19 protein-coding genes and 1 other RNA gene are annotated in these 19,351 nt (G+C 32.4%); all 20 read left to right on the forward strand.

The window, feature by feature from the left end:
* Window positions 1–7: 7 nt before the first annotated feature.
* Window positions 8–574 (forward strand): signal peptidase I, encoded by a 567-nt coding sequence (gene lepB / locus I0Q91_RS03070; RefSeq protein ID WP_427854491.1) that lies wholly within the window; start codon window positions 8–10, stop codon window positions 572–574.
* A gap of 30 nt (window positions 575–604) precedes the next feature.
* A complete protein-coding gene (secD, locus tag I0Q91_RS03075; protein WP_270452792.1) occupies window positions 605–1,810 on the forward strand; it encodes a protein translocase subunit SecD in 1,206 nt (401 codons plus the stop codon).
* Window positions 1,811–1,816: 6 nt separating this feature from the next.
* Window positions 1,817–2,701, forward strand: coding sequence for a protein translocase subunit SecF (secF, locus tag I0Q91_RS03080; RefSeq protein ID WP_270452794.1), 885 nt, complete (start codon window positions 1,817–1,819; stop codon window positions 2,699–2,701).
* A 20-nt stretch (window positions 2,702–2,721) separates the two neighbouring features.
* Window positions 2,722–3,039 (forward strand): phasin family protein, encoded by a 318-nt coding sequence (locus tag I0Q91_RS03085; RefSeq protein ID WP_270452795.1) that lies wholly within the window; start codon window positions 2,722–2,724, stop codon window positions 3,037–3,039.
* A 14-nt stretch (window positions 3,040–3,053) separates the two neighbouring features.
* The gene (locus I0Q91_RS03090; protein WP_270452796.1) at window positions 3,054–4,724 is read left to right on the forward strand and encodes an ABC1 kinase family protein; all 1,671 of its coding nucleotides are present in this window, start codon (window positions 3,054–3,056) and stop codon (window positions 4,722–4,724) included.
* A 129-nt stretch (window positions 4,725–4,853) separates the two neighbouring features.
* Complete coding sequence (locus tag I0Q91_RS03095) at window positions 4,854–5,366, forward strand: adenine phosphoribosyltransferase (RefSeq protein WP_270452797.1); 513 nt, start codon at window positions 4,854–4,856, stop codon at window positions 5,364–5,366.
* A gap of 29 nt (window positions 5,367–5,395) precedes the next feature.
* Entirely contained in the window at window positions 5,396–7,534 is a 2,139-nt protein-coding gene (locus tag I0Q91_RS03100; RefSeq protein WP_270452798.1) for a RelA/SpoT family protein, read from the forward strand.
* A 25-nt stretch (window positions 7,535–7,559) separates the two neighbouring features.
* The gene (dtd, locus tag I0Q91_RS03105; protein WP_270452799.1) at window positions 7,560–8,009 is read left to right on the forward strand and encodes a D-aminoacyl-tRNA deacylase; all 450 of its coding nucleotides are present in this window, start codon (window positions 7,560–7,562) and stop codon (window positions 8,007–8,009) included.
* A gap of 53 nt (window positions 8,010–8,062) precedes the next feature.
* Window positions 8,063–8,650, forward strand: a complete 588-nt coding sequence (locus I0Q91_RS03110) for an MBL fold metallo-hydrolase (RefSeq protein ID WP_270452800.1) — start codon at window positions 8,063–8,065, stop codon at window positions 8,648–8,650.
* Between the two features lie 26 nt (window positions 8,651–8,676).
* Window positions 8,677–9,927: a SurA N-terminal domain-containing protein gene (locus I0Q91_RS03115; RefSeq protein WP_270452802.1), complete on the forward strand. Its 1,251-nt coding sequence runs from the start codon at window positions 8,677–8,679 to the stop codon at window positions 9,925–9,927.
* 36 nt (window positions 9,928–9,963) lie between these two features.
* Window positions 9,964–11,223 (forward strand): histidine--tRNA ligase, encoded by a 1,260-nt coding sequence (gene hisS, locus I0Q91_RS03120; protein WP_270452803.1) that lies wholly within the window; start codon window positions 9,964–9,966, stop codon window positions 11,221–11,223.
* 20 nt (window positions 11,224–11,243) lie between these two features.
* Window positions 11,244–13,019 (forward strand): aspartate--tRNA ligase, encoded by a 1,776-nt coding sequence (gene aspS, locus I0Q91_RS03125; protein ID WP_270452804.1) that lies wholly within the window; start codon window positions 11,244–11,246, stop codon window positions 13,017–13,019.
* Between the two features lie 56 nt (window positions 13,020–13,075).
* Window positions 13,076–13,249, forward strand: a non-coding RNA gene (gene ssrS, locus I0Q91_RS03130) — 6S RNA.
* A gap of 101 nt (window positions 13,250–13,350) precedes the next feature.
* Complete coding sequence (locus tag I0Q91_RS03135; protein WP_270452805.1) at window positions 13,351–13,938, forward strand: 5-formyltetrahydrofolate cyclo-ligase; 588 nt, start codon at window positions 13,351–13,353, stop codon at window positions 13,936–13,938.
* 4 nt (window positions 13,939–13,942) lie between these two features.
* The gene (locus I0Q91_RS03140; RefSeq protein WP_270452806.1) at window positions 13,943–15,283 is read left to right on the forward strand and encodes a replication-associated recombination protein A; all 1,341 of its coding nucleotides are present in this window, start codon (window positions 13,943–13,945) and stop codon (window positions 15,281–15,283) included.
* On the forward strand, window positions 15,255–15,908 hold the full coding sequence (locus tag I0Q91_RS03145; RefSeq protein WP_270452807.1) for an IMPACT family protein: 654 nt from the start codon (window positions 15,255–15,257) through the stop codon (window positions 15,906–15,908). The genes I0Q91_RS03140 and I0Q91_RS03145 overlap by 29 nt, the downstream gene beginning before the upstream one ends.
* 123 nt (window positions 15,909–16,031) lie before the next feature.
* Entirely contained in the window at window positions 16,032–16,415 is a 384-nt protein-coding gene (locus I0Q91_RS03150) for an RrF2 family transcriptional regulator (RefSeq protein ID WP_270452808.1), read from the forward strand.
* 25 nt (window positions 16,416–16,440) lie between these two features.
* Complete coding sequence (gene nifS / locus I0Q91_RS03155; RefSeq protein ID WP_270452809.1) at window positions 16,441–17,613, forward strand: cysteine desulfurase NifS; 1,173 nt, start codon at window positions 16,441–16,443, stop codon at window positions 17,611–17,613.
* Between the two features lie 30 nt (window positions 17,614–17,643).
* Window positions 17,644–18,027, forward strand: a complete 384-nt coding sequence (nifU, locus tag I0Q91_RS03160) for a Fe-S cluster assembly scaffold protein NifU (RefSeq protein WP_270452810.1) — start codon at window positions 17,644–17,646, stop codon at window positions 18,025–18,027.
* A complete protein-coding gene (mnmA, locus tag I0Q91_RS03165; RefSeq protein WP_270452811.1) occupies window positions 18,027–19,109 on the forward strand; it encodes a tRNA 2-thiouridine(34) synthase MnmA in 1,083 nt (360 codons plus the stop codon). Before nifU ends, mnmA begins: the two co-directional genes overlap by 1 nt.
* The last annotated feature ends 242 nt before the right edge of the window (window positions 19,110–19,351 follow it).

Below are 19,351 nucleotides of genomic sequence, written 5' to 3' on the forward strand. Positions count from 1 at the left end.
AGCCTGGATGGAGGTAATTTTTGTGGATAGTAGTGATATTAAAGAATTTATACAATCTCTAGTAATAGCAGGCGTTTTAGCTTTTTTGATAATAACATTTGTTGCTCAGTCCTTTGTAGTTGAAGGGAGTTCAATGGAAGAAACATTACAAAATGGCGAGAGATTAATTGCTAATAAACTGATATATCGCTTTAGAAGCCCTGAAAGAGGAGAAATAGTTGTTTTTACTCCTCAAGGAGCAGAAGATAAAAGGTATATTAAAAGAGTTCTAGGGCTACCTGGAGATAGGATATATATTAGAGAAGAAACATTATATATTAATGGAGAGCCAGTTGAAGAAGATTATATTAAAGAGCCAATGCGTGAAATTGGAAGCTCAGGACCATTTGAAGTTCCTGAGGATAGTTATTTTGTTTTAGGTGATAATAGAAATCATAGTGCAGATAGCAGGTTTGAGTCTCTAGTAGGTTATGTTGATGAAGATTCCATTCATGGCAAGGCTTCCTGGGTCTTTTGGCCTGTAACAGAGATGAGACTAATTCAGCATGAAGATTATAATATTGATAACAATTAAAATTAATTATTTGTTGTTGGGAGGATGAATATGAGGTACAAGCAAAAACGAAGATTTAAGATAGGATTTATATTTTTAATTATTGCATTGGCTGTCGGCCTATATGGTTTTTATGGGATAAACTTAGGCCTTGATTTGGAAGGTGGTTCTCATATAGTATTACAGGCTCAGCCGACTGAAGATAGAGATATTGATAATGAAGTTATGACAGGTATTTTAAGTGTTATTGAAAGAAGGGTTAACCAGATAGGATTATCTGAACCTGTAATTCAGAGAGAGGGCAGTGATAGAATTATTGTAGAATTGCCTGCAGTTGATAATCCATCAGAAGCAATATCTACAATTGGTAGAACAGCTATGCTGACTTTTAGAATAGATGGAGAAACTGTTATGTCAGGTGAGAATATAAGTGATGCTAGAGCTAGCCACGATGAATATGGAAGACCTGTTGTTACTTTTAGTTTGAACAGAGAAGGTGCCAGGGAATTTGAGAATATAACCAGACAGCATATGGGACAACAGATGGGAGTTTATTTAGATGAAGAACAATTAACTAACCCAACTATCCAGGCTGTAATTAGAGATTCTGGTCAGATTACTGGTTATGACAGTGTTGAAGAAGCTCAGGAACATGCAATATTGATTCGTGAAGGTGCATTACCTGTTCCTGTTGAAGTAATTGAAAGTAGAACAGTTGGTCCTACTCTTGGAGCTATTGCTATTCAACAGAGTATTAGAGCAGGTTTATTGGGCTTACTTTTAGTTGCAGCTTATATCGCATTTTATTATAAATTCCCAGGTATTATTGCAGCTGCTTCTTTAATTATTTATGGTGTTTTATTTATGGGAACTCTATCAGGGTTACAGGCAGTGTTAACTTTACCTGGAATTGCTGGACTAATATTATCAATTGGTATGGCAGTAGATGCAAATATTATAATCTTTGAAAGAATAAAAGATGAGAGAAAGAGTGGAAAGACATTGAGAGCAGCTATTGATGCTGGATTCAAGAGGGCTTATATGACAATAGTTGATGCTAATGTAACTACTTTAATTACTGCCTCTATTTTAGCTTACTTTACCAGTGGAGCAATTAGAGGATTTGCTGTAACATTGATTATTGGTATTGTTTTAAGTATGTTCAATGCATTTTTTGTAACAAAAACGCTTATTGACTTGAGTTCTGGAACTAATTTGTTACAGTCTGCAAGTTCATTTGGTGTTAGGGAGGGGTAATTTCGAATGAAGTTTACTGAAAATCTTGATTTAATGTCAAAAAGAAAGTTATGGTTTACTATATCAGGTGCATTTATGGTATTAGCACTTTTATTTTTAGTCATAAGTGGCTTGAATTTAGGTATTGACTTTCAGGGTGGAAGTATAATTGAATACTCCTTTACTGAAGCAGTAGATACTGAACAGGTAAGAGGAGTATTACAGGAAATTAATATAGCTACTGAAGCTCAACTTCAGGACAGTGGAGATGCAGAAGAATATGGCGTTATTATTAGATCATCTGAACTAAGTCAGGAAGAGATTCAAGAAGTTAACGATGCTATGGCAGCAAACTTTGAAGGCACTGATTTATTGAGAAGTGAATCTATTGGAGCTGTTATAGGTGAAGAATTAAGAATGCAAGCATTATTAGCTTTATTAGTTGCTGCAATAGCAATTGTAATTTATATTAGTTTTAGATTTGAGTTTAAATTTGCAATTACTGCTTTAATGACTTTAGCCCATGATGTGGTCTTTACAATTGGGGTTTTTGCATTACTTGGTAGGGAGATAAATACAGCATTTATTGCAGCTTTATTAACTATAATTGGTTATTCAATAAATGATACTATTGTAATTTTTGATAGAATAAGAGAAAATATGAAGATCCATAAAAGGAGTTCATTTACAGAACTTGCAAATAGAGCAGTTGTTGATACTTTGCCAAGGTCAATAAACACCTCCATGACTACTTTAGTTGCTATTCTGGCAATTTATCTCTTTGGTGGAGCAGCGATACAGACATTTATGTTAGCTCTTTTTGTTGGTATGGCAGTCGGAACCTATTCATCTATATTTGTCGCCAGTCCTATTTTGGTTAGCTGGCAGGCTAAAGTTGAAACTGCAAAATAAAAACTTTAGGGGGATTTTAAATGGGTAAATTAGAAGAATTATTTTATCGTGGTATTGGTTCCCTTGATTTAACAGTTAATAAGTTAGAAGAGCTAGTTCAATCTTTAGTTGAAGAAGGAGAACTTACTAAGAAACAGGGTAAGGAACTGGTAGAACGCTGGCAAGAAAAAGGCGATGAGCAGAAAGATAAATTGGAAGATATCTTTGATGAAAAACTAGATGATTTAGGTGTTGTTAGAGTTGATGAGTTTGATAAATTAAAAGAACGGGTTGCTCGCATTGAAGGTAAATTAAGTAATATAGAAAATGGAGCATCTCAAAATAAGACAGAAATATAAAGTGGGATAATAATATGGCTTTAAATATCAGAAAAAAATATAAGCATCTTCAAAGGTATAGACAGATAAGCCAGGTGTTTGTAAAAAATGGCCTTGGATTTATTCTGGATAGATTTGACTTGAAGAAATTTGTCCCACTTAAAAAAAGATTTGAAATTAGTGAGACACCAGATGATATTAGTCTACCTGTTAGATTAAGGCAGGTATTTCAAGAATTAGGCCCAACTTATGTAAAGTTGGGCCAAATTTTGAGTACCAGGCCTGATATTTTTCCTCCTGAATATATATTAGAGTTTAAAAAGCTCCAGGATAAAGTACCTCCTGTGAGTTTTGAAAAGATAGATATGCTTTTAAAAGATGAGTTAGGCGATGATTACCAGGAAAATGTCTTTGAAACTTTTGAGGAGGAGGCTTCAGCAGGCGCTTCTATAGCTCAGACTCACAGAGCTATTTTAAGTAATGGCAATCCGGTTATGGTTAAGGTACAAAGGCCATATATCCAGGAAAAAATTAATGTTGATTTAGAAATAATTACGGACCTTGCTGAATTGGCTGTTGAAAGAAATATATTACCTGAGTTTATTGATCCAGTTGGCTTAGTTGAAGAATTCAAAGAAAGTTTGAAAAAAGAATTGAATTTTAAACAGGAATTAGCTAATATAAAAAGGTTTCAGGCAAATTTTGCAGATAATGATTCAATAATAAGCCCAAGAGTATATGAAAAATATTCAACTAAAAGGGTATTAATAATGGAAGAGATACAGGGTGAAAAATTAAGTGAAATTGAATCATATGAAAATATTGAAAATAAAAAACTTTCCAGGGTTGGAGCCCATTCATTTTTAAGACAGGTGATGATCCATGGGTTTTTCCATGCTGATCCTCATCCAGGTAATATTTTTATTATTGATGGGAATAAAATAGCCTATATTGATTTTGGTATGATGGGTCAGATATCAAGTGAGGACAGAGATTTATTTTCTTTGCTTTTTGCAGCATTATTAAGAAGAAATGTAGAAATAATTACTGATACAATTTTAGAAATTGGAGATATGCCGTCTGATTTAAATACCAGAAAGTTTAAATTAGATATAGAAGAATTTATTTATAATTATTATAATAGGAAACTAGAAGATATAAATTTTAAATTATTATTTGAAGATTTACAAAAGATTGTATTTAAGCATCATATAAGGCTTCCACAGGAGTTTTTCTTATTGTTTAGAGCTTTAAGCTTAAATGAAGGTGTTGGCGCAACCCTTGATCCTGAGTTTAATATAGTTGAAATTGGTAATGATTTTATTCAGGACCTGATTTATGATAGATTGAAACCTAATAATGTTTTTAAGAGAGCATCTTTAAAGCTCTGGAGGTTTATAAATGATATAAAAGGTTATCCTTCAGATATTTCAGAGATAATGAAAATGATTAAAGATGATAGGTTATCAATTAATTTTAAACATATGAATTTAGATAAACTTATAAAAGAGATTGATTTTGCATCTAATCGTATTTCTATTAGCATGATTATCTCAGCTCTTATTATTGGTTCTTCAATGATAATTCAATCTGAAATTGAACCTCTTTTTAGGGGGGTTCCGATTTTAGGATTTATTGGTTATTCTATGGCAGGCATAATGGGAATATGGCTTGTGATTTCTATTTTAAGATCAGGTAGATTCTAACTCTGATATAGAATATCAGAGTTTTTTTAATAGGAGAATATTTGAGCTGTGGCTAATTATATAATTGGACTTATTGTTTATAATGGTATATAATATTAATGTTGAAAATTAATTAAAGGAGGATTTATAATGAATATTGAGGAGTTTATCAGGGAGATACCAGATTTTCCTAAAGAGGGGATTTTGTTTAAGGATATTACTCCTATTCTGCATAACCCTGAAACTTATAATTATGTTATTGACAAGATGGTTGAATATTATTCTGATTTTGAAATAGATTATGTTGCTGCTATCGAAGCCAGAGGTTTTTTGTTTGGGCCTCAGATAGCAATGAGATTAAATAAAGGGTTTATTCCTATTAGAAAGCCTGGGAAATTACCTGCTGAGGTTATTTCAGCTGAATATGAATTAGAATATGGTACTAATACTATTGAAATTCATAAAGATGCAGTAAAACCAGGTGATAAAATATTATTAATTGATGATTTATTAGCTACTGGTGGAACTACTAGAGCAGCTATTAATCTAATAGAAAAACTTGAAGGTGAAGTTGTAGGGATTGGCTTCTTATTAGAATTATTAGCATTAGAAGGTAGAGCTGAATTAAAGGGGTATGATATTTACTCATTAATCAGTGATTAAATCGGTTTTTTTAAAATAGGAGAATTTTTATGGATCTTAAAAAGATAATCAAAAAAATAAATACTTATATGGAAGATCCAGATATTAATAGATTGGAAAAGGCTTTCGAACTTTGTCATTCTGCTCACAAGGGTCAATACCGTGTTTCTGGAGAACCTTACTATGAACATCCTCTTGGGGTTGCTTATATTTTATCTGAGCTTGAGTTAGATTTGACGACTATTATAGGAGCTCTTTTGCATGATGTTTTAGAGGATACTGAGATTAAAAGAGAGTATATTGTTAAAGAATTTAGTGAAGAGGTTGCACTTTTAGTAGATGGGGTAACTAAACTTACTAAGTTAGAATTTAAAACTAAAGAAGAACAGCAGGCAGAAAGTTTACGTAAAATGTTCCTGGCTATGGCTGATGATATTCGAGTTGTTTTGATTAAATTAGCTGATAGACTTCATAATATGAGAACATTAGGCTATATGAAGAAGTATAAACAGGTTGAAAAAGCTGAAGAAACTCTTGAAATTTATGCCCCTTTAGCTCATAGACTTGGTATGTCTAGAATCAAGTGGGAGCTTGAGGATTTGAGTTTTAGATATTTAAAACCTGATATGTATTATGAAATTTCAAGAAAAGTTGCTGCAAATAGAAAACAAAGAGAACAGGAAATTAAGAAAGCAATTTCTCATATAAATGATAAATTATCTGAACAGGAAATAGATGCTGAAATTTATGGAAGACCGAAACATCTATACAGTATTTATCAAAAGATGGAAAGGAAAGAAGTTGACTTTAGTGAAGTATATGATCTCACTGCTATCAGAGTGATAGTTAATTCAGTAAGGGAATGTTATGAAGTTTTAGGTGTTATTCATGACTTATGGAAACCTATGCCAGGCAGATTTAAAGATTATATTGCAATGCCTAAATCAAATATGTATCAATCACTTCATACAACAGTAATTGGGCCGAAAGGAGATCCCCTGGAGGTTCAGATTAGGACTCCTGAGATGCATAGAACAGCAGAATACGGTATTGCAGCTCACTGGAGGTATAAAGAAGGGGATAATGACAATGAAGAGTTTGAAGAAAAACTATCCTGGTTAAGACAGCTGCTAGAATGGCAAAAAGATCTACAGGAACCTCATGAATTTATTGAGACATTAAAGATTGATTTATTTGAGGATGAAGTATTTGTTTTTACTCCTCAGGGTGATGTTGTTTCACTTCCAAGAGGAGGTACTCCTGTTGATTTTGCATATAACATTCATACAGAAGTAGGTCATAATTGTGTAGGAGCTAAAGTGAATGGCAAAATAGTTCCTTTAGAATATAAGTTAGATAACGGTGATTTTGTTGAAATATTAACTTCAAATAGCAGTACAGGACCAACAAGGGATTGGTTAAACTTTGTAAAAACCTCAAGAGCTAGAAGTAAAATAAAACGCTGGTTCAAACAGCAACAAAAAGAGCAGATTGTTGCAAATGGAAAGAAGACATTATTTGATTATCTTGATAAAGAAAAAGTAGAGATTCCTGATTCAGAGAGAAATAAGATTATAAAAGATCTTGCAAAAAGTTTAGGGAGAGATAATCCAGAATCTTTATATGAGGCAATTGGTTATGATCAAATAGCTTTAAAACAGGTGCTAAAACAATTACCTGATAAATATAAGCAAAAAGATGAATTACAGGATTTAATTACAACTCCTAAAAAGAAAAGTCCTGATAAAGGCATTCAGGTTAAAGAAATGGATGATATATTAGTAAGGGTTGCACAGTGTTGTAATCCAGTTCCTGGAGATGATATAATTGGTTATATAACAAGGGGGCGAGGTGTATCTGTTCATAGATCCGATTGTCCAAATCTTAAGAGTTTAGATAATGAAGATAGGTTTATTGAGGTAAGATGGAATAATCAGAGATCTGATTCATATCAAGTAGATTTAGTTATTAAAGCTGTTAATAAATCTGCATTATTAAATGATATTACAAGTTTAATATCCAATGAGAAAATAGAATTGCATTCAGTTATAGCTAATAGTAATAAGTATAATCAAGCATATGTGAAAATAACTGTTGAATTAAGTAGTAGAGAGCATATGAATGATCTCATAAGAAAAATAGAGAATATATCTGGTGTTTTATCGGTTAGTAGGGCAAAACCTAGTTGATTTTAAAATATACAGGAGGTAATTTATGAGGGCTGTTGTTCAGAGAGTACTTGAATCTAAAGTAGAAGTTGATAATGAGATAATTGGATCGATTAATGAGGGTTTATGCATTTTACTGGGTGTAGGAGAAGAAGATAGCAAAGATGATGTAGATTATCTTGTTGATAAGATTGTTAATTTAAGAGTGTTTGATGATAAAGAAGGAAAGATGAATTTGTCAGCAAAAGATCTAGATAAAGAGATTTTAATAGTTTCTCAATTCACTCTTTTTGGCGATTGCAGGTCAGGCAGAAGGCCAGGTTACAGTCAGGCAGCTTCCCCAGAGAAGGCAGAAAAACTATATAATTACTTTATAAATAAGGTTAAAGAGACTGGGCTTGATTATGCCCATGGTGAATTTAAAGCTTATATGAATTTGACTTTAAATAATGATGGTCCAGTGACTTTATTGCTAGATAGTAAAAAAGAGTTTTAGATTAATTTGCTGGGGGTGATTTAAAAATCGATTATATAAGATTTGCTTTTAATATGAATTCAGTAAATGGTTATTTGATCTGGGATTTAAATGAAGCTATTGTTATTGATCCTGGTTCTAAAAAAGAAGTTTTTGAAATAAAAAATAAAATTGAAGAATTTGATTTAAATTTAAAATATATCATTAATACCCATAGTCACTTTGATCATATTGGGGGAAATGAATTTTTAAAAAATAACTTTAATGTAAAATTAGGAATTAGGAGTAAGGAAGCAGAAAACCTTTCTGACCCAGAAAAGAATTTATCAAAATATATGGGAATTGAAATCATAAGCCCAAGTGCTGACTTTTTTCTTGAATCAAAGGATAATTTAATTATTGGAGATAGTAAGTTTGATATAATTTATTGTCCAGGTCATAGCCCTGGGAGTATAAGTCTTTATAATGAAGATGATGGGTTATTATTTAGTGGAGATACAATTTTTAAGCATGGAGTAGGAAGAACTGATCTTCCTGGCGGCAATAAGGATAAGCTGAATAGTTCAATTAATAATTTAATTGAACTTTCAGATGATACTAAAGTATATCCTGGACATGGTCCAGAAACAACTATTAAAGAATTTAAAGAATATTATTTTTAATAGATTAATAGGAGGTATTTATATTAATGTTTAATGAATTGAGAAAAAATAGTAAATTTGTTGTTTATTTAGTTGTATTAGCTTTTGCTATAACAGGTGCTTTTATGGGTTATGGCGCTTACATGGGTGGAGGCTCAGGCGGAGGCCAGCAGCAATCAATGGACGTTGATGATGCTATTGCTTCTGTAAATGGCAATGAAATTTCACGTCAACAGTATTTTAATATGTTACAGAATTATGCTCAACAGACTGCACAGTTTTCAAGAACACAGATGTTACCATTTAGATTGAGTATTTTAAATTCTATTATTGAAGAGAGGTTATTACAACTAGAATCACAGGAGCGAGACATTAGTGTAGAGGTTGGTGAAGAAGAGGTTGAAGAGGCGATAAATCAAGTATTAGAACAGAATCAATTAAGTATGGAAGAACTTGAAGAGTTAATGGCTAATCAAGGTTTCACAATAGAAGACTTTAGGGACAGCATACGAGCATCTATTCAACAGCAAAACTTAGTGGAAGCTACTATTGAAGATATTCAAGGAGAAGTAGATGTTGATGATGATTTAGTTGATGAAAGGTTAAATGAAAATTATTCTCAGGAAGAAATTGATGAAATGTCTGAAGAAGAATTAGAATCAACTAAAAGCGAAATAAGGGATAACTTGATTGCTGAATTAGAAGAAGAAAAGTTTGAAGAATGGTTACAAGAAGCCAGAAATAATGCTGAAATTGAAATTTATGATGCTGCTTTAAGAGGTATGAGGTATTATCAGAATGATGATTATGCCAGTGCCAGAGAAAGTTTTTATGAAGCAGTTGAAATGCAGAATGACCCTGCATTATATATTTATCTAGCAGAAAGCTATTTCTATGATGGTGATTTTGATAATGCAATAGTTACAATGGAAACAGCGATGGAAGAGCATCCTGAAAGCTGGGAAGTTGCATACCATTTTGGAGAGTTGTTTAGAGAAGAAGGAGATCTTGATGAAGCTACAGAAAAATATGATCTTGCGTCAGAATATGCTGGTGATAATTTAATGGCAAGGTATCAATTAAATCTAGCTTTTAACGAATTAGGTGATGAAGAGCGTGCTTCAGAAGAAATGAATAAATTTATAGAATTACAACAGGATATGCAGGGAATGGGGACAGATGAAGCTTTACCCCCTGCCGATGAAGACGTAGAAGAGCTGGATGCTGAAGATCTTGAAGAACTTGAAGCAGAAGATCTAGAGACTGATGAAGATGTTGAAATAGAAGGCGATTTATAAAAGTAGATAGTTTATATTGAAAGGAAGGATTTATTTATGACTATTAATGCTCCCCGGGGGACAAATGATATTTTGCCCCCGGACTCTTTTAAATGGCAATATTTAGAAGAAAAAGCGAAAGAGATATGCAGAAAGTATAATTATAAAGAGATAAGAACTCCAATATTTGAATCTACGGATCTATTTATTCGAGGAATTGGAGAGTCGACTGATATTGTTGAGAAAGAGATGTATACTTTTAAAGATAAAGGTGGAAGAAGTATTACTTTAAGACCAGAGGGTACTGCTCCTGTAGTAAGGTCTTTTATTGAAAATAAGCTTTATGGTAAGGCTTTACCTTTTAAGTTTTTTTATTCAGGGCCAATGTTCAGATATGAGCGGCCACAGGCTGGAAGATATAGACAATTCCACCAGTTTGGGGTTGAAGTATTAGGGAGCGATAATCCTTTAGTTGATGTTGAGATTATTAAATTAGGTATTGACTTTTTAAAAGAAGTTGGATTATCTGATTTTTTCGTTGAAATAAACTCTGTTGGATGTAAAGAATGTCGACCACCTTATTTGGAAAAATTAAAAAATTATTTTTCTGAAGTTAATCAAGAGTTATGTGGTGATTGTAAAAGAAGAATTGAAACTAATCCTTTAAGGGTACTTGATTGTAAAGTCGAAAGTTGTCAGGAGATTATTAAAGACGCCCCTAAAATAACTGATAACTTATGTGATAAATGTAAAGATGATTTTGAAAAAGTTAAAAATGGGCTGAATACTTTAAAGATTGAATATCGAGAAGTACCTACTCTTGTGAGAGGTTTAGATTATTACACAAATACAGCTTTTGAAATAAAATCAGATGAGCTTGGTTCACAGGATGCAATCTTTGCTGGTGGTCGTTATAACGGTTTAATTGAAGAAATTGGAGATAGAGATATCCCTGGAGTTGGTTTTGCTCTAGGCCTTGAGCGTTTAGAAATCTTATTAGAGGGCAAGGAATTAGATATAGAATCAGGGATTGATATTTATATTGTAACTATTGGAGAAAGTGCAGAAAGAGAAGGTTTTAAGTATTTAAATCAATTAAGAGAATCCGGGATTTCTGCTGATAAGGATTATTTTGGCCGGAGTGTTAAAAGTCAAATGAAAGATGCTGATAGAAAAAATAGTAATTACACAATTATTCTAGGTAATGAAGAACTTGAATCTGGCCAGGCTACATTAAGAAACATGAAAAGTGGAGAAGAATTTTCTGTAGTTTTAAGTGAATTATCAGAAAAGGTTAGTGATTTATTAGATAATTAGTATATGTTAGGAGTGACAAGATGGAATCCAATGTTATTGAGAAATTTAGAAGCAATAAAAATATAGAAATAAATAAAGATTTTATTGGAGAAAAAGTAGTTGTATGTGGTTGGGTACAAAAACGAAGAGATCATGGTTCATTAATATTCATAGATATTAGAGATAGAAGTGGAATAGTTCAGGCTGTATTCGATCAGTCTATATCTAAAAATGCCTTTAAGATTGCTGATGAATTACGATCTGAATATGTTATAAAAATTGAAGGTGAAGTGAGAGCAAGACCTGATGATAATATTAATCCAGAAATGTCTACAGGTGAGATTGAGCTAGAAGGTCATGATATTGAAATACTGGCTGAATCAGAAACACCACCATTTTTAATTGAAGATAATGCAGATGTTGGTGAAGATTTAAGATTAGAATATAGATATCTTGATTTAAGAAGGCCAGAAATGAAGAATGCTTTAAAAATAAAACACCTTGTAATGCAAAAAACCAGACAGTTTTTAACTGAGAGAGGTTATTGGGAAGTAGAGACTCCTATTTTAACCAGGAGTACTCCAGAAGGTGCAAGAGATTACCTGGTTCCAAGCAGAGTAAATAAAGGCAAGTTTTATGCATTACCACAATCACCTCAATTATTTAAGCAACTTTTAATGTCATCTGGAGTAGAGAAATATTTTCAGATTGCTAGATGTTTTAGGGACGAGGATCTAAGAGCTAATAGACAGCCTGAGTTTACCCAAATAGATATTGAAATGTCATTTTTCGAACAGGACAGATTTATGTCAGAGATGGAAGAGTTAGTAAGAGATATTTTTTCTATTGGTGATATTAAAGTTGATTTAAACTTCGACAGAATTACTTATAAAGAGGCCATGGATAATTATGGGAGCGATAGTCCTGATACAAGATTTGGCATGAAAATAAAAGATTTATCTGAGATATTTACTGAGAGTAAATTCAATGTATTTAGAAATATTGTAAATAGTAGTGGAACAGTTAGAGGTATTAAAGTAACTGGTGGAGCTGAATTTAGCAGAGGTCAGGTAGATAAGTTAGAAGATATCGTTAAGACTTATGGTGCAAAAGGATTAGCCTGGTTTGCATTTAACGAAGAAGAAGTAAAATCACCAATTGCTAAATTTTTATCTGAGGATGAAATTAACAGTTTAAAAGAAAAACTTGAAATAGAAAATAATGATCTTGCATTATTAGTTGCTGCTGATTATAAAACCTCAGTAACTGCACTTGGACAATTAAGGCTTCATTTAGGCAAAAAGTTAAATTTAATACCTGAAAATAAATTTGATTTTTTATGGGTTGTGGACTTTCCTTTATTTCATTACAATGATGAAGAAGATAGACTTGAATCAGAACACCATCCATTTACTGCACCTAAAGTAGAAGATATTGAGCTTTTAGATAAAGAACCACTTAATGTTAGGGCTGCAGCTTATGATATGGTTTTAAATGGTGAAGAGATTGGAGGAGGTAGTAAGAGGATACATAGAAGGAATATTCAGGAGAAAGTTTTTAGATTGTTGAATATTTCTGAAGAGGAAGCTGAAGAGAAGTTTGGCTTTTTATTAAAAGCATTAGCATATGGAACTCCTCCCCATGGTGGAGTAGCCTTTGGGTTGGATAGAATAATTATGATTTTAACTGGTAAAAACTCTATAAGAGATGTAATTGCATTTCCTAAAAATCAAAAAGCCGGTTCATTATTAACTAAAGCTCCTGGAGAAGTTAGTAAAAGCCAACTTGATGAACTAGGAATTAAATTGGATATCTAATACCCTATAAAGCTTGCATTAAAAGCATTTATGTGGTATTATAATTAAAGAAATATTAGGTTCTGCCATGTGCGTGATGGTTAAAAATTTTGACCAACACTTACACATAGGGAGCCTGGACTCTACTTGCGGCGTAAAAGCCTTAAATGGACTTACAAACCGAGTAGGAGGGCACCCACCTGGCAGACAGGGATCAAAATTTAAAATCCACACGGCATGGCGGGACTTTATTTCTACTGATTGGGATACCAATCAGTTTTTTTGTTTATTATATATAAGAATCTTTTGCATAAAGCCTTCCTTTTTGGTATTATAAATTCAGGTGAATAAAATGAGTAAAAATAATTTGAGAAATAAATTTATGATTAGAAGAGAGAATTTAAGTGATGATAAAGTTGAATGTAAGAGCCAAAAGATAATTAGCAAATTTTTAGGGTCTGATTTTTATAAGGATAATAATATGATTTTTATTTATGTCTCTTATAAAAATGAAGTTCAAACTCATGATTTGATTAAGAAAATGATTAATGATAATAAAGAGGTTTATGTTCCTCATCCAAACCCTGAAACAAAGGAGATGGAAGCAGTATTAATAAGGGATTTTAACGATTTAACTGAAGGTGCTTATGGAATTCTTGAACCACTTGACTCTAAATCCAGGATTGAACCATCTTTATTAGATGTAATTATTGTGCCTGGGCTGGTTTTTTCTTTAAAAGGTTTCAGAATTGGTTATGGTGGGGGTTTTTATGATAGGTTTTTAGAAAGAGCTAATCAAAGTAAAAGTGCCCCTTTAAAAGTAAGTTTTGCTTATAATGAATTTATTATTGATGAAGTCCCAACTAATCAGTATGATCTTCCAGTTGATTTTATTATTACTGAGAATAAAATAGTCAAATGTAAAGAACATAGGAGCTAATAAAATGGATTTATTTTCTAATAAACAGAAGAATAATGATAAAGCTAAGCCACTGGCTTATAGAATGCGTCCAGAAAATTTTTCTGAAATATATGGTCAGGAAGATATTATAGGCGAGGGTAAATTATTAAGAAGGATGATTGAGTCTGATAGGCTACAGTCATTAATATTATATGGGCCACCTGGTAGTGGTAAAACTAGTCTGGCAAAGATAATTGCTGACCATACTGATTCTGATTTTGTGAAACTTAATGCAGTTACATCAGGTGTAAAAGATTTAAGAGAAGTAATTAAAAAGGGCGAAAATAATATTAAGTTATATAATCAAAGAACGATTTTATTTATAGATGAAATTCACAGGTTTAACAAGTCTCAGCAGGATGCATTACTACCATCTGTTGAAGAAGGTATAATTATTATGATAGGTGCAACAACCGAGAACCCTTATTTTGAAGTTAATTCTCCCTTATTATCAAGAAGCAGGGTCTTTAAATTAGAATCTTTGAAAAAAGAAGATATTAAAAAAATTATAAAACAGGCTTTAAAAGATAATAAGAATGGTTTAGGTGAGTATAAGATAAATATTGATGAAGAAGCAATTGATTTTTTGGCAGACAGGGCAAATGGAGACGCCAGGGTAGCTTTGAATGGTCTTGAAATAGCTGTTTTTTCTACTTCAACAGATAGTAAAGGTGAAATAGTTCTAGATAAAGAAATTATTGCTGAAAGCCTTCAAGAAAAAATAGTTAAATATGATAAAGCTGGAGACAGGCATTATGATGTGATTTCTGCTTTTATTAAAAGTATTAGAGGTTCTGATCCAGATGCTGCTCTTTATTGGTTAGCTTTGATGTTGGAAGCTGGTGAAGATCCTATGTTTATTGGCAGAAGATTAATTGTTCATGCTTCTGAAGATATTGGAATGGCAGACCCTGGAGCTTTACAGATAGCAGTTAGTGCTGTGAGAGCTTTAGAATATATAGGAATGCCTGAAGCTAGAATTCCACTAGCTCAAGCTACAATTCATCTAGCTACTGCACCCAAGAGTAATTCAGTAATTGAGGGTATTGATAAAGCTTTAAAATTTGTTAGAAATAATGATTACAATGAGGTGCCTATTCATTTAAGGGACAGCCATTATTCAGGTTCTAAGGATTTAAACCATGGTGATAATTATAAATATCCTCATAATTATGAAAATAATTACATCGAACAGAATTATTTGCCAGAGAAATATAGAAATATAGAATTATATCATCCTGATGTCCAGGGTAGAGAAAAGAAAATAAAGGATTTTTTGGATAATTTAAAAAAAGATGATAATGGTGGTGATTTATCTGGATAAAGGTGAGGAATATAAGACTGTTAGTTCTTCTGAAGAAGTTTTTAATAAAATAAAGGATAGCAAATTTTATGGTGTTGCAAAAACTTGTAGTAGTATTGGTCTTGCTGAAGAATTTATAGATAATATAAGAGAAAAACATTCAGATGCTAATCATAATGTTAATGCTTATAGAGTTTATAATAACAATAATATAATTGAATATGCAGATGATGATGGTGAACCTGCTGGTTCTTCAGGAAAACCAATTTTACAACAGATTTCAACCAGAGATTTGATTAATACAGTTGTAGTTGTAACAAGGTATTTCGGGGGAACTAAACTAGGAATAGGTGGCTTAATAAGAGCATATGGAGAGACCGCTAAACTGGCTATTGAAGCAGCAGGAATAAAGAATTTGATTTTATATAAAAAATTAAAATTTAAAGGTCCGTATGATTATATTGGAAATGTTTTAGGACAATTAGAAAAATTTAAGGCTGATATAAAAGAACAGGGATATGAAGAAGGTCAATTTGTTATTTTAGCTGTTTTGAAGTATAATATTGTTAATAATTTAATTAAAGAGATTAGAGAGATTACATCTGATAAGATCGAAATTAATATTACGGATTCTTTTTATCTATAAAAAACGAATAAAATATTTGACAGTTATTTTATTCTGTGGTAGAATAAATCCGAGGATAAAACTCAAGTATGGGGTGGTATTAAAATGAAGATTTCTACAAGGGGAAGATATTGACTTAGAGCAATGATTGATTTGGCTCTGCATGAAGATGGTAAAGCTATTCCTTTAAGGGTAATAGCTGAAAGAGAAAATATTTCAGAGCAATATTTGGAACAATTATTTGCTAATTTAAGAAAATCAGGTTTAGTAAAAAGTGTAAGAGGTGCCCATGGTGGTTATTTGTTAAACAAAGCCCCAGAGGATATTACAGCAGGAGATATATTCAGGGTACTTGAAGGACCAGTTAGTCCAGTTAATTGTGTTCAGGAAGATTATGAATGTAACCAGAGTGAAGAATGTGCAACCCATGAGTTGTGGAATATTTTAAGTAATCAGATTGAAGAGGTTCTAGACTCTCATACCTTAGAAGACTTAAAAAATAAAGCTGAAAAAATCAAATCTAATTAAATTTGTTGTTAATGAGGTGAAATTTATGGATAAGAGATATTATTTTGATCATGCCGCTACAACACCAATTGATGAAAAGGTTTATCAAGAGATGCAACCTTTTTTAACAAAAGAATTTGGTAATCCTTCTAGTATATATCAAGAGGGGCAGAAGGCTAATCAGGCAATAATGGAAGCCAGAGAGAAAGTTCAGAGCTTGATTAATGCTGAAGATAGTCGAGAAATTATTTTTACTGGTAGTGGAACAGAAGCTGATAACCTTGCTATTAAAGGTGTAGGGATGGCTTTAAAAGATAAGGGAAAGCATATTATTACAAGTGAAATAGAGCATCATGCTGTGCTCCATACCTGTGAATTTATGGAGAAGCATTTAGGTTTTGATGTAACTTATTTAAATGTTGATGAAGATGGTTTTATTAATCTTGAAGAGCTTAAAGATTCAATTAGAGATGATACTATTTTAATTTCAATTATGATGGCTAATAATGAGATTGGAACTATTCAACCAGTTAAAGAGATTGCTAAAATTGCTAAAGACAATGAAGTTTACTTTCATACTGATGCAGTTCAGGCAGCAGGACAGATAGAGGTTGATGTTCAAGATTTAGGAGTTGATTTATTAACTCTATCAGCTCATAAAATAAACGGACCTAAAGGTGTTGGAGCATTATATGTTAAAAAGGGAGTTAAATTAATACCGCAGATGAATGGTGGTGCTCAAGAAAGAAAGCGTCGTGGGGGCACAGAAAATCTAGCAGGTATAGTAGGTTTTGGCAAAGCTGCTGAACTGGCTAAGAAGAGGCTTCCTGAAAAGCAGGAAAAGTTAGTAAAGTTGAGAGATAAAATTATAAATAATATAGAAGATAATATTTCGAAAGCTATTCTTAATGGTCCAAGAGGAGAAGAGAGGTTGCCTAATAATGTTAATTTTTGTTTTAGATACATTGAAGGGGAATCTATTTTATTAAATCTGGACTTCTTAGGGATTGCTGCTTCAAGTGGATCAGCCTGTACTTCAGGTTCTTTAGATCCTTCTCATGTTTTACTTTCACTTGGGATGTCACATGAAGTTGCTCATGGTTCTTTAAGAATTTCATTAGGGTATAATACCACCGAGGAAGAAGTTGACTATTTATTAGAAGAATTACCAGGTGTAATTCAGAAGATCAGAGATATGTCTCCATTATATGATGGATAATTATAATAGATATTAAGGAGTGTGTTTTTTATGTATTCAGATAAAGTAATGGATCATTTTCAAAATCCTAGAAATGTAGGGAAAATGGATGATGCTGATATTATTGGTGAAGTTGGCAATCCAACCTGCGGAGATATTATTAAGGTTTATATGAAAATAGAAGATGATCATATTAAGGATATAAAGTTTTCTACTTTTGGCTGTGGAGCAGCTGTAGCTACAAGTAGCATGGTAACAGAGCTTGTAAAAGGTAAGTCTCTTGATGATGCCCTAAAAGTTACAAAAGATCAAGTTGCAGAAGCTCTTGATGGATTACCTCCAGCTAAAATGCATTGTTCTAATCTTGCTGCTGATGCTATTAAAGATGCAATAGAAAATTATAGGTCTGATTCAAAGGAGAAAGATGAAGAATAATGGATAGAGTTTTAATGGCAATGAGTGGAGGGGTTGATAGCTCTGTTGCTGCTGCCTTATTAAAAAAAGATGGTTATGATGTTATAGGGGCAACAATGGAGGTTTTCCCGGATTATGAACAGAGATCTGAGGAAGAAGGCGGTTGTTGTTCTTTATCGTCAATAGAAGATGCTAAAAGAGTAGCAGCCAGACTAGATATCCCTCATTATACTCTTAATTTTAAAGAAGTTTTTCAGAGGGAAGTAATAGATAATTTTGTAGAGGAATACAGTAAAGGGAGGACTCCTAATCCCTGTATTGTTTGTAATAAAAAAATAAAGTTTAACGCATTACTTGATAAAGCATTGCAGCTAGATTGTGATTATGTAGCAACAGGACACTATGCAATTAAAGAGAAAAAAGATAATAGGTTTATTTTAAGAAGGCCTGAAGATTTAGAAAAAGACCAAACTTATATGCTGTATGGCTTTAAGCAAGAACAGCTGGCAAAAACCTTATTTCCTTTAGGCAATTATAAGAAAGATGAAGTCAGAAAAATTGCGAAAGAGATAGGCTTAAGGATCTTTAATAAACCTGATAGTCAGGAGATCTGTTTTGTTCCTGATGATGATTATCAAAGGTTTCTGGATAGTAATTATCCAGATTTAAGTATGTCTGGACCAATATATTATTATGACGGTGAGAAGATAGGTGAACACGAAGGCCTTCATAAATATACTATTGGTCAGAGAAGAGGCCTTGGAATTTCTATGAATCATCCTGTATATGTGATTGATATTGATTCAGAGAATAATGCTTTAATAGTTGGTCCAAGAGATCATTTGAAATCTCATGGATTAATTATTAATAAGCCTAATTGGTTATCTATACCTGAAATCGATAGTGAATTAAATGATATATTGATTCAGGTAAGATATAATTCAAAACCTGCACCTGGCAAAGTCATTCCAATAGGAGACGGAAATAAGGTGAAAGCTTTATTTGCTGAACCGTTTCAAGCTGTTACACCTGGACAATCAGCTGTTTTCTATGATGGGGATATAGTACTAGGTGGAGGGGTAATAGATGAATCTATAAATTAAATTAAAAAAGTTTTAAAAATCCCTTGACACCCAATGAAGATGATGTTAATATATTAAATGTCGCGTGAAAAAAGAGTAATTGAGTTGAAAAAAAGTTTTAAAAAAGACTTGACGAAAAGCGGCAGAGATGATATGATAATAATCGTCGCCTGAGAGAAAAGGTGGCAGAAAAGAACCTTGAAAAATGGATAGCAACCAGCCGAGAAAGATAGGCGGAAACCCGGAAAGTTGATGTAAGAGTT

This window comes from Halonatronomonas betaini (assembly GCF_015666175.1).
GTDB lineage: Bacteria > Bacillota > Halanaerobiia > Halanaerobiales > Halarsenatibacteraceae > Halonatronomonas > Halonatronomonas betaini.

What these genes read in the sequence shown, in the direction of transcription:
- lepB (WP_427854491.1), top strand. Translation starts at nt 8, where the DNA reads ATGGAGGTAATTTTTGTGGATAGTAGTGATATTAAAGAATTTATACAA.
- secD (WP_270452792.1), top strand. Translation starts at nt 605, where the DNA reads ATGAGGTACAAGCAAAAACGAAGATTTAAGATAGGATTTATATTTTTA.
- secF (WP_270452794.1), top strand. Translation starts at nt 1,817, where the DNA reads ATGAAGTTTACTGAAAATCTTGATTTAATGTCAAAAAGAAAGTTATGG.
- I0Q91_RS03085 (WP_270452795.1), top strand. Translation starts at nt 2,722, where the DNA reads ATGGGTAAATTAGAAGAATTATTTTATCGTGGTATTGGTTCCCTTGAT.
- I0Q91_RS03090 (WP_270452796.1), top strand. Translation starts at nt 3,054, where the DNA reads ATGGCTTTAAATATCAGAAAAAAATATAAGCATCTTCAAAGGTATAGA.
- I0Q91_RS03095 (WP_270452797.1), top strand. Translation starts at nt 4,854, where the DNA reads ATGAATATTGAGGAGTTTATCAGGGAGATACCAGATTTTCCTAAAGAG.
- I0Q91_RS03100 (WP_270452798.1), top strand. Translation starts at nt 5,396, where the DNA reads ATGGATCTTAAAAAGATAATCAAAAAAATAAATACTTATATGGAAGAT.
- dtd (WP_270452799.1), top strand. Translation starts at nt 7,560, where the DNA reads ATGAGGGCTGTTGTTCAGAGAGTACTTGAATCTAAAGTAGAAGTTGAT.
- I0Q91_RS03110 (WP_270452800.1), top strand. Translation starts at nt 8,063, where the DNA reads ATGAATTCAGTAAATGGTTATTTGATCTGGGATTTAAATGAAGCTATT.
- I0Q91_RS03115 (WP_270452802.1), top strand. Translation starts at nt 8,677, where the DNA reads ATGTTTAATGAATTGAGAAAAAATAGTAAATTTGTTGTTTATTTAGTT.
- hisS (WP_270452803.1), top strand. Translation starts at nt 9,964, where the DNA reads ATGACTATTAATGCTCCCCGGGGGACAAATGATATTTTGCCCCCGGAC.
- aspS (WP_270452804.1), top strand. Translation starts at nt 11,244, where the DNA reads ATGGAATCCAATGTTATTGAGAAATTTAGAAGCAATAAAAATATAGAA.
- I0Q91_RS03135 (WP_270452805.1), top strand. Translation starts at nt 13,351, where the DNA reads ATGAGTAAAAATAATTTGAGAAATAAATTTATGATTAGAAGAGAGAAT.
- I0Q91_RS03140 (WP_270452806.1), top strand. Translation starts at nt 13,943, where the DNA reads ATGGATTTATTTTCTAATAAACAGAAGAATAATGATAAAGCTAAGCCA.
- I0Q91_RS03145 (WP_270452807.1), top strand. Translation starts at nt 15,255, where the DNA reads ATGATAATGGTGGTGATTTATCTGGATAAAGGTGAGGAATATAAGACT.
- I0Q91_RS03150 (WP_270452808.1), top strand. Translation starts at nt 16,032, where the DNA reads ATGATTGATTTGGCTCTGCATGAAGATGGTAAAGCTATTCCTTTAAGG.
- nifS (WP_270452809.1), top strand. Translation starts at nt 16,441, where the DNA reads ATGGATAAGAGATATTATTTTGATCATGCCGCTACAACACCAATTGAT.
- nifU (WP_270452810.1), top strand. Translation starts at nt 17,644, where the DNA reads ATGTATTCAGATAAAGTAATGGATCATTTTCAAAATCCTAGAAATGTA.
- mnmA (WP_270452811.1), top strand. Translation starts at nt 18,027, where the DNA reads ATGGATAGAGTTTTAATGGCAATGAGTGGAGGGGTTGATAGCTCTGTT.